Source organism: Streptomyces sp. NPDC054794 (assembly GCF_053611585.1).
In genome coordinates this window covers 273,281-287,862 of sequence record NZ_JBSHAQ010000001.1, presented here as the reverse complement: position 1 = coordinate 287,862, position 14,582 = coordinate 273,281, and the positions used below count along the sequence as shown (strand labels likewise).

Sequence of the window (14,582 nt, the reverse complement as noted above, 5' to 3'; positions counted from 1 at the left end):
CGATCTTTCCTGCGGATCCGCCCATCGAATCCCTCGACCGCACGGCACAAAGGCTCCGCACGGGGCCGCGACGAGGAAATCGGGGACGAACATGAGCGGCATCTCACGCAGGCGTCTGCTGACCGCGGGGGCGACGGCGGGCGCGCTCGGTGCCCTTTCGGCCTGCTCGGCCGGAGGCTTGTCCGTGGGCGGCGAGAGCCCCGAGGAGGGCGGGCACACCACGCAGGCCGCCCCGCCGGTGAAGCTCATCGGCGACGGCTCCACCGCGGACACCGGCGCCCAGCCCAAGCAGCCGAAGGCCGTGCGGATGAAGCCGGGGACGCGGCCGCCGCAGTTCGTGGTGTTCTCCTGGGACGGCGCGGGCGAGATCAGCAACCAGCTCTTCTCGCGGTTCCGCAAGGTGGCCGCCGACCACGGCGCGGCGATGACCTTCTTCCTGAGCGGCATCTACACGCTCCCCGAGTCCAAGAAGACCCTGTACCACCCGCCGCGGCACGCCGTCGGCGCCTCCGCGATCGGCTATCTCGCCGACCGGCACATCCATGCCACGATCCAGCAGGTCCGTTCGGCCTGGCTGGAGGGCCACGAGATCGGCACGCACTTCAACGGGCACTTCTGCGGCGCGGACGGGGTGCGCAACTGGACCGGCGCCGAGTGGAAGAGCGAGATCGACCAGGCCGTCCGCTTCGTCACCGAGTGGAAGACCAACACCGGCTTCACCGACCTCGAACCGCTGCCGTTCGACTACCGCAAGGAGCTGATCGGCGGCCGCACCCCGTGCCTGGAGGGCCAGACCGCGCTGCTGCCCACGGCGGCGGCGCTGGGCTGGAAGTACGACGCCAGCTCCCCGGGCGGACTGCAGGTCTGGCCCGGCAAGGTGCAGGGCGGCCGGATCTGGGACTTCCCGCTGCAGTCCATACCCTTCTCCGGCCACTCCTTCCAGGTCCTGTCGATGGACTACAACATGATGTACAACCAGTCCGCCGGTAACCCGCTGGGCGACCGCTCCCAGTACGACGCCTGGCGCACCCAGGCCCGCGACACCTACCTGGCCGGCTTCCGCCGCGCGTACGAGAGCAACCGCGCGCCCTTCTTCATCGGCAATCACTTCGAGCGCTGGAACGGCGGCATATACATGGACGCCGTCGAGGAGGCCATCGGCCGGATGGCCGAGTACGACGAGGTGCGGTTCGTGTCCTTCAAGCAGCTGGTGGCCTGGCTGGAGGCCCAGGACCCGGCGGTCCTGCGCAAGCTGCGCACGCTCTCGCCGGGCCAGGCACCGCAGGGCGACTGGGCGCAGTTCCTGGGCGCGGCGGGGACCGCGTGAGTCCTCGCGCGCCGTTCCTCAACGGCCGCCGCGGCCACCGCCCGAGCCGTAGTCGTGGTGGTGGTCCCAGCCCCCGTCCCGGCCGTCCGGGTAGCAGGAGTAGGGGGATCGGTCGCAGGGGTCGGCCGAGCCGGATCGCGACGGTGCCGGTCGCGCGGTCGGCCCGGTCGCCGAGGGGGTCGGCGACGGGGTGCGCGTCGCCCCGGGGGCGGAGCCGGTGCCGGCGGTGGGCGACGGGGTGCTCTCCGCGTCCCAGTTGACCGCCAGCATCTGCGGGTCGGGCTTGGACGTGTCGATCGTCCAGTACTGGACGGGGGTGTCGGCGCGGGTCTTCAGGACGAGGGCGCCCGCGCCGTCGGTGGCGGCGGGGGTGAGGGCCAGGTCGCGGTTCCAGAGCGGTACGAGCGCGCCCTTGGCGGTGAACTCGTAGCGGACGTTCTTCGCGCTGGGCTGGGTCGGGCCCGTGCACGGGGCGAGCCGGACCGAGTAGCCGAGGTGGGAGTCCAGGCAGAGTTCGGGGGCGGCGGCGCTGCGCAGCAGTCCGCTGGTCTCGTACGTCCACTGCCGGCTCGCCGCCGAGGAACACTTGACGAGCTCGGTCTCCGCGCCCTGGACGGCCTTGCCGCTGACGATGCCGACGCACAGCCCGGACGCGACGTTGCGCAGCCGGCCGCGCACGATGCTCTGGGAGGTCGCGCTCGTCCCGATCCAGGAGGCCCCCGGCGTCGGCGAGCCGGAGCCCGCCCCCTCGCCGGGTTTCCTCCCGGAGGCCGTGGCGCCCTCCCCCGAGGACAGTACGGACCACAGCACCAGCGGCAGCACCACGAAGCCGCTCACGGTCGCCACGGCCAGCGCGAGGTTACGTCGACGAGCACGCCGGGCGGCCCGCTGCGCGGAGCGGGGCGATCCGGGGGTCGGGTGACGCGAGCCGGTGCGGGGTCCCGGAGCCGAGCGACGGGAGCGGGAGCCAGGGGCCGTGCGGCGGGAACGGAAGCCTGGGGCTGTGCGGTCCGGCTTGTCGCCCGGCGTGGCAGCGGCGGCTCCCGTGGGGCCGAAGGCGTCGGCTGCGTCCGGTCCGGCTGACGTGAACGCGGAGAAGTCCCCCTGCGCCGAGTCTGCCGCCGTCATGGACGCGAAGACATCAGCCACCGCCGATCCGGCCGCGGTGGACGCGAAGAAGTCACCGTCCGCCGATGCTTCGAAGGGCTCGCCCCCGATGGGTGCCGTGGCCGTCGGGTGTGAATGTTCCGGTGCGCCGGCCCGCTCGGTGCCCTCGGCGTCCTCGGGGCCCTCGGTCCGTCGCGCTCGCGCCTCCACATAGGCCTGTGCGCCCCAGCCGAGTACCGCCTCGGCGAGGGCGACGCCGAGGACGCCGTTGAACCGGTCGAGCTGGTCGGCGGTGTGACTGCAGTGCGTGCAGCCGCTGAGGTGCCGCTGGAGGTCCGGGTCGAGGCCGACGCCGCGCCGGAAGGTCACGTCGAGCATCCGGATGTAGCGCAGGCACTCGTCCTGCGGGGCGAGTTCGCGGTGGACCTGCAGGCATTCCTCACGCAGCCGGTCCCGGGCCCGGCCGAGTTCGACGTGGGCGCCCTCCTCGTCCAGACCGAGGAGTCCGGCCGGTATGGCGAGCGGTTCGGTCTCGACCTCGCTGTGCCACAGCAGGGCGCGAGCGGACTGCGGCAGCCGCTGGAACGCGCGGGACAGCAGGCGCCGGTTCGCGGGCGGCAGCAGCCGGGCCGCCGCACGGTCCCCGGCGCCGGTGCCGGAGCGCAGGTCGGGGTGGAGGAGTTCGCGGCGGCCGTCGGTGTCCCACTCCGCCGCGATGCGCCGGACGGTGACCAGCAGTTGGGGCCGCCAGGCGGAGGTCGGGCCGTTCTGCCGCAGCGATTCCCCGAAGAGCCGGGTGAATGTGGCGGTGGTGAGCATCCCGGCGGCGCGCGGTCCGTCGGTGCACAGCCGTGCGTAGGCGAAGGCCGCTTCCCAGTGCCGGTCGAGGAGTTCGCCGACGGGGTGCAGCGCGGGCGTCGTTCCCGTCCACTTCTTGAGTTCGGCACTCAGCTGCTCGTCCGTGACGTCGTACGGCCGGACAGGGGTGGGGGAATTCGAGGGGCCTGCCTCATTCACGGCTGCATTCCTCCGAGACGCAACACAGTATCTAGTCCATACCAATAAACAGAGGGCCGGATCGATCCGGCCCGTACATGGTTCGGCAGCTCGAACGTCCCCTTCGGCAGCTCTTTTGAAGCCCGAGAGGTTCATCGGAGCGGCCGCGTGCGCGCAGGAAAAAGTAATGGTCCGCGCGCCGACAGCGCACACCTTCGCACAATCCGGCACGCCGGAACAAGAGATCACAACCGGTTTTGCTATTACTCGGCCACCCTGTGCTATTGACGAAATGTCAGTCGATCCCCACCGGACCCTGCCACCGCCGCAAAACGCTTGGCCATTTGCGCGATCGATACGCCCCCGGCGGCAGCCCGGACCGTTCACGGAACACCCGGTGGAAGTGGAAGGGGCTGGGAAATCCGGAGGCCGCGGCCACCCGTTCGACGGTCAGGTCGCAGCCCTCCAGCAGCCGGGCGGCATGAAGCAGCCGGGCCTCGCGCAGCGCGCGCATCGGCGACCGGCCGGTCTGCTCGGTGAACAGGTGCGCGAACAGGGAAGGCGACAGCGCGACGTCCTCGGCGAGCGAGCGGACGGTGTGCGGGGCGCCCGGGGGCGGCGGCGATCAACTCCTGCGCGCGGAGCACCCGCCCGTCGACGCCGGGCGCCGGTGTCGGCTCCCGGGCGCCGGCGGCCGGGAGCAGTACGACCTCCTCCAGCGCGCACAGGGCCGGCTCGCGTGCCGCTCCGCCGTGCGCGACGGCGACCGGGTCGTCACCCGGAGGCTCGGGGGCGGGCGGCGCGCCGCTACCGGTCCAGCGCGCGTCGGCGAGCATCCGCCGTCATGGACGTCTTCTACCCCGAGGAGGCCGACGCTGAGCTGTCGTTCGCCCGGGAGTACATCCCGCCGCCGCCCGGTCTGAGCGCGCCGTACCGGTGGACATGGCACCGGGCGACGTCCTGTCAACGGCAGCCTGGTGCACGGTTCGGAGCCCAACCGTACGGCCGACCGCTTCCGCCGCTCGTTCATCGGCCACTACGTCGGCCACCGCCCGTTCCACGCAGCGCATCGGCGGCCACTGCCGGACGCTGTCCATGGCGGGCGAGCGGGTTCCGCTGCCGAGGAGCGAGGGCGCCGGTCCGTGCGGCACCGAGTTCGCGCCGCACGGACCCCACTGACCGTCAGTGGCCGCTGATCTCGCGCGGGGTGTAGGGCTGCTCCAGCTCCTCGATCTCCTTCTCGCTCAGCTCCAGTTCGACGGCGGCCACCGCGTCCTCGATGTGCTGCGGCCGGGCCGCGCCGACGATGGGGGCCGCCACGGTGTCCTGGTGCAGCAGCCAGGCGAGGGCGACCCGGGCCCGCGGGACGCCCCGGTCGCCGGCGATCCGGGTCACGGCCTCGACGATCGAACGGTCGCTCTCCAGGTACAGGCGGTTGCCGAAGTTGTCGCTGGAGCTGCGCTCGGTGACGGTGCCCCAGTCGCGGGTGAGCCGGCCGCGGGCGAGCGGGCTCCAGGGCAGCACGCCGACGCCCTGGTCCGCGCAGAGCGGCAGCATCTCCCGCTCCTCCTCGCGGTAGAGGAGGTTGTAGTGGTTCTGCATGGAGACGAACCTGGTCCAGCCGTTCAGGTCGGCGGTGTACTGCGCCTTGGAGAACTCCCAGGCATACATCGAACTCGCCCCGATGTAGCGCACCTTGCCCGCCCGGACCAGGTCGTGCAGCGCCTCCATCGTCTCCTCGACCGGGGTGGCGTGGTCGTAGCGGTGGATCTGGTAGAGGTCGACGTAGTCGGTGCCGAGGCGGCGCAGGCTGTGGTCGATCTCTGTCATGATCACCTTGCGCGACAGGCCGCCCCCGTTGGGCCCGGGCCGCATCCGGCCGTGCACCTTGGTGGCGAGCACGATCTCGTCGCGGTCGGCGAAGTCGCGCAGCGCCTTGCCGACGATCTCCTCGCTGGTCCCGTCGGAGTAGACGTTGGCGGTGTCGAAGAAGTTGATGCCCGCGTCCAGCGCCTGTTGGATCAGCGGACGTGACGCCTCCTCGTCGAGGGTCCACTCGTGGACGCCGCGGTCGGGCACGCCGTAGGTCATGCAGCCCAGACAGATCCGCGACACGTCCAGGCCCGTCGAACCGAGCTTCACGTACTGCATCGTTGCTGCTCCTGCCTTCGGGTCGGTTACCACTGGGGAGCGTACGACGCCGTACGGCCCGACTTGACGGTGACGGTGCGCGGGCGCTTGGATCTTTCGGAGTGCCGGCGCGCACCGCGCGGCGACCAGAGGTGCGCCCAGCCGGTACGGACACCGTCTCAGCCCGGCCCGAGTCGCCAGGACCACCGTGTCGGTCCGAGGCGGGGTCGTACCCGCGATCGATGGAGCGGACATGCCCACCAGGGGTGTTACCCGCGTCGGAAGTCCCGGGACGGCCGCGGGCACCGTCCTGCTCGCCCTCGCGCTGGCCGCGGGGTCGGCCGGGTGCGGGACCGACGACGACAAGAACACGGCCTCGCCGCGGCCGTCCCGGTCCGCGGCCGCCGCGCCCCCGGCGAGCGTTCGGCTGCCACCGCCGCACGCCGGTTTCGACTACCAGATCGGCGGCGCCTATCCCCCGCCGGCCGGCGTCCGTGTCGTCAGCCGCGACCGGTCCTCTTCCCCGGCGCCCGGCCTGTACAACATCTGCTACGTGAACGCCTTCCAGGCCCAGCCGGAGGAGCGCCGTTCCTGGCCCGCCGACCTGCTGCTGCGGGACGCCGACGGCAAGGTGGTCATCGACGAGGACTGGGACGAACCGCTGCTCGACATCGGCACCCCGGCCAAGCGGGAGCGCGTCGCGCGGCGGGTCGACCGCTGGATCGACGGCTGCGCGGACAAGGGCTACGACGCCGTCGAGCCGGACAACTACGACAGTTACAGCCGCTCGCACGACCTGCTGACCGCCGACGACGCGGTGGCCTTCATGGCCCTGCTCTCCCGGCGCGCCCACGCCCGGCACCTGGCGATCGGTCAGAAGAACACCGCGGAGCTGATCGGGCGGCGCGGGCGGGCCGGGCTCGACTTCGCGGTGGCCGAGGAGTGCGCGGAGTTCGACGAGTGCGGCGCGTACGCGAAGGCGTTCGACGACCGGGTCGTCGTCGTCGAGTACACGGACAAGGGGCTGCGCAAGGCCGTCGACGGCTTCGGCGGCCGACTGAGCATCGTGCGCCGGGACCGCGCGGTGTCGACCCCGGGCAGCAGCGGCTACGTGCGCAAGGCGCGGTGAGGGGGCCGGCCGGACCGCCGGACCGCCGTCACCGCGCCTCGTCCAGCAGGTCCAGGGCGTGCTCCCAGGGGAACTCCGGCCGTCGGCCCGACGCGTCGGGCTCGCCCGAGTAGGGCGCGCCGAACCGGACGCCCATCCCGCGCAGGCGCAGCAGGCTGCCCTGGTAGGCGGGATGGGCGGCCAGCGCGTCCGCCACACAGGGCAGGACGGCGATCGGCACGCCCAGCCCCGCGGCCTCGCACAGGGTGCCGAGGGCGAGGGTGTCGGCGATGCCGGCCGCCCACTTGTTGACGGTGTTGAAGGTGGCGGGCGCGACGACCACGGCGTCCGGCGCCGGGAAGGGACGCGGTTCGGCGGGGGTGCGCCAGGCCGAGCGGACGGGGCGGCCGGTCTGCGCCTCGACCGCGGCCGTGTCGAAGAACCCGCCGAGGGAGACCGGTGTGGCCAGGACCCCGACCTCCCAGTCCCGTTCCTGGGCCGCGGTGATCAGCTTGCTGACGCCCGCGGCGACACCGGCCGCGCAGACGACGACGTAGAGGAAGGGCTTCCCGGCCTGTTCGGTCATCCGGGCACCCTACTCAAGCGGGAAGGTCGGTCCGCGCTCGGCCTCGGGGCGCGGTTCTCTCGTCATGGACGAGGTCCGTGGCGCGTCCGGGGTCTCGCTCAAGCGGCTCTGTCAGCTGTTCCCGTCGAGGGCCACGAGGACCCGGGGGAGCGGATCCCGGCCGTCTTCGACCGTGTGGTGGCCCGACCCAAGTACGCGCGCGCAAGTGGGCGTTCCGGGACCACCTCGCGGCCGACGCCGGGCTGCCCCCCGCGCCGGCCGGGCAGCTGTTCCTGCCGGCAGCCTCCGGCTGAGGTCAGCGGGCCGCTTCGATGACCGTGATCGCGCTGACCGGGCAGGCGCGGGCCGCCTGCCGCACCATCGGGTCGCCGCCGCCGTCCTCACGGCCGGGCAGCAGCATGCTGAAGCCGTCGTCGTCCTGGGTGAAGACGCGCGGGGCGGTCAGGGCGCACTGGCCCGCCCCGATGCAGACGTCCCGGTCGATGTCGATGCGCAGGGCGGGAGCCTCTTCGATGTGCATGGCAGGAGCCTCTTACCAGCTCACGGGGAGTTCCAGCATCCCCTGGATCGTGTCGCCCGGTTTGAAGGGAATCTCCTCCGGCGGGGCGGCGAGGCGCAGTCCGGGCAGCCGGTCGAAGAGGGTGCCCAGGGCGATCTCCATCTCGGCGCGGGCCAGGTTCTGGCCCAGGCACTGGTGGATACCGAAGCCGAACGCGACGTGATGGCGCGCCGGACGGTGCCAGTCCAGCACGTCGGGCTCGGGGTAGACGGACGCGTCGCGGTTGATCACCGAGGTGGCGAAGAGGACGCCTTCGCCCGCGCGGATCGTGGTGCCGTCCACCTCGATGTCCTCGGTGGCCATCCGCAGCAGTCCGTCCGCGATCGACAGCATCCGCATCAGCTCCTCGACGGCGGCGGGCAGCAGCGTGGGATCGGCGCGCAGCTCGGCCAGCCGCTCGGGGTGCCGGAGCAGCGTGTAGGTACCGAGGGAGATCATGTTGGCGGTCGTCTCATGGCCAGCGACCAGCAGGATCACCGCCAGCGAGACCAGTTCGGCGCGGTCCGTCTCGCCCTCGCGCCAGCGCTGGTGGACGAGTTCGTCGAGGATCCCGTCGCCGGGCTCGCGTTCCGCCCGCTTGCGGTCGAGCAGCCCGCCCAGATACGTCTCCAGCCGCTCGCGTGCCTCCAGCGAGTCGGCCGGCTCCGGGCCGCGCAGCAGCCGGCGCGACTGAGCCTCGAAGAACTCGTGATCGGCGTACGGCACGCCGAGCAGCGCGCAGATCACCCTGGACGGCACGGGCAGCGCGAAGGCGCTCACCAGCTCGGCGGGCGACCCCTGCGCGATCATCGCGTCGAGCCGTCCGTCGACGATCCCCTGGATGGCGGGCCGCAGTTCGGCGGCGCGCTTGAGGGTGAAGGAGGGGACCATCATCCGGCGCTGGGTGCGGTGCCGCGGGTCGTCGACGCCCAGCAGGGCGATCCGGCGGTCGCGGACCGCCGCGAACCGGGCCGTGGGCGCGGGGAAGCCCGGGCGGGTGCGGTCGGTCGACAGGCGTGCGTCGGACAGCAGCGCCCGGGCGGCGGCATGGCCGGTGACCAGCCAGGCGGGGCTGCCGTCGAAGAGGGTGATCGGGGCCAGCGGGCGCCGTTCGCGCAGCGCGTCGTAGGCGGTGGGCGGGTGGTAGGGGCAGCTGCGGTCCTGGGGGAAGGCGACGGGCTCGCCCGTACGCGCCCGATCGGTGGATTCCGTCAGTTCCGTCATGGAGCACCTCGCAGACGGGGAATGCGTCGTGGCGATCTTCATTAGATGCCCCAGGCATCTATACGGCCACGACAAGTTCGGCCACATCGGTGACGGGGTGGATCTGGCCGGACCGCACGCTTCCAGCGTAGTTTCCGCGCCGAAATTCGCTTGCCGGAGCCGGGGCGGGGACCGCAGGATCTGCGCATGTTCACGACTGATGCCTTCCTGCCGCCGACCTCCGCCACCGTCCTGCCGGTGCGGGTCCAGCAGCAGCCCGGCCGTCCCCGGAGGCCCGAGCCCGCGCGCTCGTGAGCGCCGCGCTCGTCGCGGGCCTGCTCGCCGGCTTCGGCATCGCCGTACCGGTCGGCGCGGTCGCGACCTATCTGGTCTCCCTCACCGCTCGTACCTCCCTGCGCACCGGCGCCTGCGCCGCGCTCGGCGTGGCCACCGCCGACGGGCTCTACGCCCTGCTCGCCACGGTCGGCGGCGCCGCCGTCGCGGCGGCGCTGCGCCCGGTCCTCGGTCCGCTGCGCTGGGCCTCGGCCCTGGTGCTCGCCGCGCTCGCGGTGCGCGGTGCGGCCGTGGCGCTGCGGCACCACCGCGAGCACCGGCTCGCCACCCGGCTCGAGCGGCCGGTTCCCGACGCGACACGGGCGTATCTCGGCCTGCTCGGGATCACCCTGCTCAACCCCGCGACCGTGATCTATTTCGCCGCGCTGGTCCTCGGCACCCGTACGGCGGACGCCGTACGCCCCCTGGAGCAGGGCGTCTTCGTCCTGGCGGCGTTCGCGGCCTCCGCGAGCTGGCAGTTGCTGCTCGCCACGGGCGGCGCGCTGCTCGGCCGCGCGCTGACGGGGCACCGGGGGCGGCTGCTGACGGCACTGCTGTCGAGTGGCGTGATCATGGCTCTGGCGGTACGGATGGCGGTGTGGCACGCGTGACCGGACAGACCTCGGGGTGGAAGATCCGGGCAGCGGCCGGTGTTGAAGCAGGCTGCCAGCAATCCGTAGGACCGATGAGGGGACGAGCCTGATGCCTCTTGAGGGCGAGTACGAGCCGAGCCCGACGCAGTGGGTGCGCGAACAGGTCGAGTTGTACGAGAGCTCCGGCGGCACCAAGGGGACGACGCTGATGGACACGGGGATGCCCGTGATCCTGCTGACGACCCTGGGTGCCAGGAGCGGCAAGATCCGCAAGACACCCCTGATGCGGGTGGAGCACGACGGACGCTACGCCGCGGTCGCCTCGCTCGGCGGTGCGCCCAAGCATCCCGTCTGGTACTTCAACGTCAGGTCCCACCCCCGTGTGGAGCTGCAGGACGGGACGGTCAAGCGGGAGATGACGGCCCGTGAGGTCACGGGCGAGGAGAAGGCCCAGTGGTGGGAGCGGGCGGTGGCCGCGTTCCCGCCGTACGCGGACTACCAGAAGAAGACCTCCCGGGAGATCCCGGTCTTCGTCCTCGAACCGGCCGACTGAGCAACCCCTTGCCGTCGGCTGATCGGCCGGGGGCACTGGTGGCCCAAGGCGACTGTTTCCGGCCCCGGTACGCCGTCTTTTAGAAAAATCTGTTTCGGGGAGGCATGAACCGGCTCCGCCCGGGGCACCCGTGCGTCAGGCCCCGCCGCGTTCCCCCGTCGCGGCGGGGCTCTCGCATGCCTCGCCCGCCGGGCGGTCGGTGACGTCGAGGAAGATCTGGTCGACCTCGGGGACGGTCCGGGCGATGTGCCGCTTGATGCGTACGGCAACCTCCTCGACCCGCTCGCTGTCCAGGCCGGGTACGAGATCGATCCGGGCCACCACCAGTGTGGAGTCGAGCCCCATCTTCATCGTGAACAGCTCCTCCACGCTGTCGATCTCGGGCTGCGCCGCCAGCAGATCACGGATCCGGTCGCTGAGCTCGGGGTCGGCGGCCTCCCCGATGAGCTGGTCACGGGCGTCGCGTCCCAGGCGGTAGGCGACGAAGACGAGCAGCATCCCGATCGCCAGCGAGGCCGAGGCCTCCCACGCGACCTGCCCCGTGACCATGTGCAGCGCCATGCCGACGATCGCCAGGGTCACGCCGAGCACCGCCGTGCCGTCCTCGGCTACCACGGTGCGCAGCGCCGGGTCGCGCAGCCCGGTCCAGCCGCCCTGCCGGCGCACCTGGTACAGCGCCCGCAGCAGGGAAGCGCCCTCGGCGAGCAGCGCGACGCCCAGAACGATCAGGCCCGCCACATAGCCGCTGAACTTCTCCTCCGCGCCGTGGCGCAAGGCCTCGAAGCCCTGGAAGAAAGAGAAGCAGCCGCCCATGACGAAGATGCCGACGGCCGCGAGCAGGGCCCAGAAGAAGCGCTCCTTGCCGTAGCCGAAGGGGTGCCGGCGGTCGGCGGGGCGGCGGCTGCGGCGCAGCGCGGCCAGCAGGAAGATCTCGTTCAGGCTGTCGGCCACCGAGTGGGCCGCCTCCGACAGCAGCGCGGGCGAGGACGCGAGGAGACCGCCGATCGCCTTGGCCACGGCGATCACCAGATTGGCAGCGAGCGCCACCAGCACGGTGACGCGGGTCCTGCGGTCGGCTCCGCGATCGGAGGATGTCTCGCCCACGCTCGCCGACTGCCCCGGGCCGGGCCCCTCACACCGTGCGGTCGGCGGAATTCGGGGAACGCGTCTGACACGGTTCCCCGACAGCCGAAGGAGAGACACGTGAGCAGGAAGAAACAGAAGCTCCCGCTCGTCTACCAGCCCGTGGGCTTCGTGCTGAGCTGGTCCGGCGGCGCGCTGGCCGGGCTCGCCTTCCGCCGGGCCTGGACGGCACTGCGCCACGAGGAGGACGCGCCCGACGCCCTGGACCGCGACCGCGGCTGGGGCGAGATCCTGCTGGCCGCGGCGGTCCAGGGCGCCCTCTTCGCCGTGGTACGCAGCGCCGTGGACCGCACCGGTGCCAAGGCCATCGAACGCTCGACGGGGGTATGGCCGGCGACGGCCCGGGGCGGCCGGGACTGACCGGACCGCGGGGTCCACGGGCTGGCCGCCCGACACCGCCACTCGAAAGGGCCGCGGAGCCTGCCGCCCGGCAGGGTCCGCACGCGGCCGCCCGGCACCGCCCGCAAAAGCCCGCGGGTCCTCCGTCCGGCACGGCCGCCCGGGAAGGCCGGCGGGTCAGCCGCCCGGCACTGCCACCCACGAGAGCCCGCGGGGCCAACCGCCTGCAAAGACCCGCGGGTCAGCCGCCCGCAAGGCCCCCGGTCACTCCTCAGGCACCGCCCTCCTGATCGTGTCGAGGCGGGCCGCCGCCGCGGTCAGGAGGAGGTCCAGGGCCGCCGGGTAGGAGCTCGTCCGCATGGAGGTGACGAGGTGGCGGGAGGTCGCCGCGATGTGGGGGTGGGTGTCCGCGGGCAGCCGGGCGTAGGTCGCCCGCCACACCTCGTCCTCCGCCTCGCGCGCGGTCCTCGGCAGGGAGGCGTTGGCGGAGTCGAGGCCGCCGTAGGCGAGCGCCTGGTCGACGAAGGCGTGGTAGATCCGTACCGCGTCGGCGTCCGGGAAGCCCGCCCCGCGCAGCACCCCGAGCATGGTCTCGACGGCCTGGATCTCGTGCGCCCGCCCGGTCACGCGGTGGAAGCTGAGCACCGCGGCCCGGGGGTGCGCGAGGGCTCCCGCGTGGATGCGCAGGCCCAGGTCGCGCAGGTCGGCGCGCCAGTCACCGGTGGGCCGCCAGGCGCGCATCGTACGGCCGATGAGCTCGTCGGCGATGGCCAGCAGCAGATCGTCGGTGTGCCGGAAGTAGCGGTACAGGCTGCTGGGATCGGCGCCCAGCGCCCGTCCGAGGCGCCGCACGGAGAGGGCGTCACCGCCGTGCTCCTCGATCAGCCGCAGCGCGGTCTCGACGATGAGTTCCTCGGAGAGGACCACGCCCTGTTTGGTGGGCCGCTTGCGCACGCGGGCCGCCGGCGGAACGACACGTTCGGTCATGGGACCCCTCCCCGGAGTGTGCGGGAACCTTACGACAACAGCGTTGACCTGTGAAGTGCACGGGCAGTTTCATGTGCGGTCACCGGGGCCGACCAGGCCCCCCGGTGCGAGCGGAGAGCTGGCCATGACCGACAAGCCCTACGGTGTCGACCCGCCCCTGAAGCAGGAGCTGCGCAAGTCCCTCGGTGTCCTGGACGGCGTCGCCGTCGCCGCGTCCAGCACGGCCGCGACCACCAGCATCGGCATCGGCCTCGGCGTCACGGCCGCGGTGGTCGGGCTGCACCTGCCGGCCATCATGTTGCTGGCGTTCCTGCCGATCCTCGGGATCGCGGGCGCCTTCTCCCGGCTGAACAAGGTGGAGCCCAACGCCGGCAACGGGTACGTGTGGGTGGGACGTTCGCTCAACCCGTGGCTCGGCTTCATGGTCGGCTGGGTGAACCTCACGGCGTCCATCGCGTTCCTCGCGTACACCACGGCGGTCACCGGGTCGTCGATCCTGCAGCTGGCCGGCGAGGCCGGACTCCACCGACTGGCCGGGCTCACGCTGGATCCGGGGTCGACCGCGCAGTCGACGGCGGTGGGCATCGGGATCCTGATCGCCGTCACGCTGACCGCCGTGACCGGCATCCGCACCGCGGCGCGGCTGCAGAGCGGCCTGCTGATCTTCGAGTACGTCGTGCTGCTCGGGTTCTGCGGCTACGGCATCGTCGCCGGCCCGCACGAATTCAGCCTCTCCTGGTTCGACCCCTTCGCCATCCCGTCGGTGTCGGCGCTCGCGCAGGGGATGCTGCTGTCGGTGTTCTGCTACTGGGGCTTCGAGGTCGCGTTCAGCGTCAACGAGGAGGTCCGCGACCCGCGGGACGCCTCCCGCGCCGGAATGATCACCCTGGTGACGATGCTGGGACTGTTCCTGCTCGGCTCGGTCGCCTTCCAGCGGGTGCTGTCCGAGCAGGAGCTGGCCGGGCACGGCGCCGAGGGGCTCGCGTACTTCGGCGACCGGCTGGCCGCGCAGCCGCTGGCCGCGCTGCCGCTGGTGGCCCTGATGTTCTCGGCCGTGGCCTCACTGCAGGCCGGGGTGATTCCCACGGCGCGCGGCATGTTCGCGATGAGCCGGGACCGTACCGTCGGCCCGGTGTGGTCCAGGATCAGCGCCCGGTACGGGACACCGGCGGCCGGCACGCTGCTGATCGGGGCGATCGCCACCGCGGTGGCCGCGCTCGCCCTGGTGATTGCGCGGCTCGCCGACATGATCCTGGCGACCGTGAACGCCGTCGGCATCGTCGTCGCGCTCTCCTACGCGCTCACCGCGCTCGCCGCCGCCGTACGCTTCCGCTCCCTGCTGCGCACCGACCTGTGGCAGGGCGTGCGGGCGGTGGTGCTGCCCGCCCTGAGCGCCGCCGCGCTGCTCGGCCTCGGCGGCTACCTCAGCTGGTCCTTCTACGACTCCGCCGACCGTCTCGAACTCCGCGCGGACAACGGCTGGTTCCTGCTGCTCATGCCCCTGGCGATGATCGGGTCCGGCTTCGTCGTCGCCGCGTACGCCAAGTGGGTGCGCCGCTCCCCGTACTTCCGCACCGGCGACGGCACGGACGCCGACGCGCCGCAGCTGATCGCCACCCCCAACTGATACCGAGGAAAG

General features: G+C 72.4%; 13 protein-coding genes and 2 pseudogenes. 7 read left to right on the top strand and 8 right to left on the bottom strand.

Going from position 1 to position 14,582, the window contains the following annotated elements; translation table 11 throughout:
- Positions 1-91: 91 nt before the first annotated feature.
- Entirely contained in the window at positions 92-1,327 is a 1,236-nt protein-coding gene (locus ACWGKT_RS01310; RefSeq protein ID WP_356147984.1) for a polysaccharide deacetylase family protein, read from the top strand.
- A gap of 18 nt (positions 1,328-1,345) precedes the next feature.
- Here ACWGKT_RS01310 and ACWGKT_RS01305 read toward each other — a convergent pair whose 3' ends face one another.
- Both ACWGKT_RS01305 and ACWGKT_RS01300 read right to left on the bottom strand, forming a co-directional pair.
- Positions 1,346-3,451 carry a ricin-type beta-trefoil lectin domain protein gene (locus ACWGKT_RS01305; RefSeq protein ID WP_453271964.1) on the bottom strand — a complete coding sequence of 702 codons (2,106 nt, stop codon included), beginning with the start codon at positions 3,449-3,451 and terminating at the stop codon, positions 1,346-1,348.
- A gap of 274 nt (positions 3,452-3,725) precedes the next feature.
- Positions 3,726-4,272: pseudogene (locus ACWGKT_RS01300) on the bottom strand (helix-turn-helix domain-containing protein); the annotation flags it as partial.
- 2 nt (positions 4,273-4,274) lie between these two features.
- Between ACWGKT_RS01300 and ACWGKT_RS01295 the strand changes: the two are divergent.
- A pseudogene (locus tag ACWGKT_RS01295) lies at positions 4,275-4,609 on the top strand (phytanoyl-CoA dioxygenase family protein); the annotation flags it as partial.
- 3 nt (positions 4,610-4,612) lie between these two features.
- Here ACWGKT_RS01295 and ACWGKT_RS01290 read toward each other — a convergent pair.
- Positions 4,613-5,581: an aldo/keto reductase gene (locus tag ACWGKT_RS01290; protein WP_453271963.1), complete on the bottom strand. Its 969-nt coding sequence runs from the start codon at positions 5,579-5,581 to the stop codon at positions 4,613-4,615.
- A gap of 232 nt (positions 5,582-5,813) precedes the next feature.
- Between ACWGKT_RS01290 and ACWGKT_RS01285 the strand changes: the two genes are divergently transcribed.
- On the top strand, positions 5,814-6,689 hold the full coding sequence (locus ACWGKT_RS01285; protein ID WP_453271962.1) for an endo alpha-1,4 polygalactosaminidase: 876 nt from the start codon (positions 5,814-5,816) through the stop codon (positions 6,687-6,689).
- A gap of 28 nt (positions 6,690-6,717) precedes the next feature.
- Here ACWGKT_RS01285 and ACWGKT_RS01280 read toward each other — a convergent pair whose 3' ends face one another.
- The 3 genes from ACWGKT_RS01280 to ACWGKT_RS01270 all read right to left on the bottom strand — a co-directional run bounded on the left by ACWGKT_RS01280 (position 6,718) and on the right by ACWGKT_RS01270 (position 9,016).
- Positions 6,718-7,254, bottom strand: coding sequence for a flavoprotein (locus ACWGKT_RS01280; protein WP_356147995.1), 537 nt, complete (start codon positions 7,252-7,254; stop codon positions 6,718-6,720).
- 295 nt (positions 7,255-7,549) lie between these two features.
- Entirely contained in the window at positions 7,550-7,750 is a 201-nt protein-coding gene (locus ACWGKT_RS01275) for a ferredoxin (RefSeq protein WP_453272088.1), read from the bottom strand.
- 36 nt (positions 7,751-7,786) lie between these two features.
- Positions 7,787-9,016: a cytochrome P450 gene (locus ACWGKT_RS01270; RefSeq protein WP_453271961.1), complete on the bottom strand. Its 1,230-nt coding sequence runs from the start codon at positions 9,014-9,016 to the stop codon at positions 7,787-7,789.
- A 290-nt stretch (positions 9,017-9,306) separates the two neighbouring features.
- Here ACWGKT_RS01270 and ACWGKT_RS01265 point away from each other — a divergent pair, with 290 nt between their 5' ends.
- Both ACWGKT_RS01265 and ACWGKT_RS01260 read left to right on the top strand, forming a co-directional pair.
- Complete coding sequence (locus tag ACWGKT_RS01265; RefSeq protein ID WP_453271960.1) at positions 9,307-9,939, top strand: LysE family transporter; 633 nt, start codon at positions 9,307-9,309, stop codon at positions 9,937-9,939.
- Between the two features lie 91 nt (positions 9,940-10,030).
- On the top strand, positions 10,031-10,474 hold the full coding sequence (locus ACWGKT_RS01260) for a nitroreductase family deazaflavin-dependent oxidoreductase (RefSeq protein ID WP_356148004.1): 444 nt from the start codon (positions 10,031-10,033) through the stop codon (positions 10,472-10,474).
- A 135-nt stretch (positions 10,475-10,609) separates the two neighbouring features.
- Here the strand turns inward: ACWGKT_RS01260 and ACWGKT_RS01255 are convergent, their stop codons facing one another.
- Positions 10,610-11,578, bottom strand: a complete 969-nt coding sequence (locus ACWGKT_RS01255) for a cation diffusion facilitator family transporter (protein ID WP_453271959.1) — start codon at positions 11,576-11,578, stop codon at positions 10,610-10,612.
- Between the two features lie 99 nt (positions 11,579-11,677).
- On the opposite strand from ACWGKT_RS01255, the gene ACWGKT_RS01250 reads away from it, so the two are divergent.
- Positions 11,678-11,977, top strand: coding sequence for a DUF4235 domain-containing protein (locus tag ACWGKT_RS01250; RefSeq protein WP_453271958.1), 300 nt, complete (start codon positions 11,678-11,680; stop codon positions 11,975-11,977).
- A gap of 243 nt (positions 11,978-12,220) precedes the next feature.
- Here ACWGKT_RS01250 and ACWGKT_RS01245 read toward each other — a convergent pair whose 3' ends face one another.
- Entirely contained in the window at positions 12,221-12,943 is a 723-nt protein-coding gene (locus tag ACWGKT_RS01245; RefSeq protein WP_356144831.1) for a TetR/AcrR family transcriptional regulator, read from the bottom strand.
- A 124-nt stretch (positions 12,944-13,067) separates the two neighbouring features.
- Here ACWGKT_RS01245 and ACWGKT_RS01240 point away from each other — a divergent pair, with 124 nt between their 5' ends.
- The gene (locus ACWGKT_RS01240) at positions 13,068-14,570 is read left to right on the top strand and encodes an APC family permease (protein WP_453271957.1); all 1,503 of its coding nucleotides are present in this window, start codon (positions 13,068-13,070) and stop codon (positions 14,568-14,570) included.
- Positions 14,571-14,582: the final 12 nt, after the last annotated feature.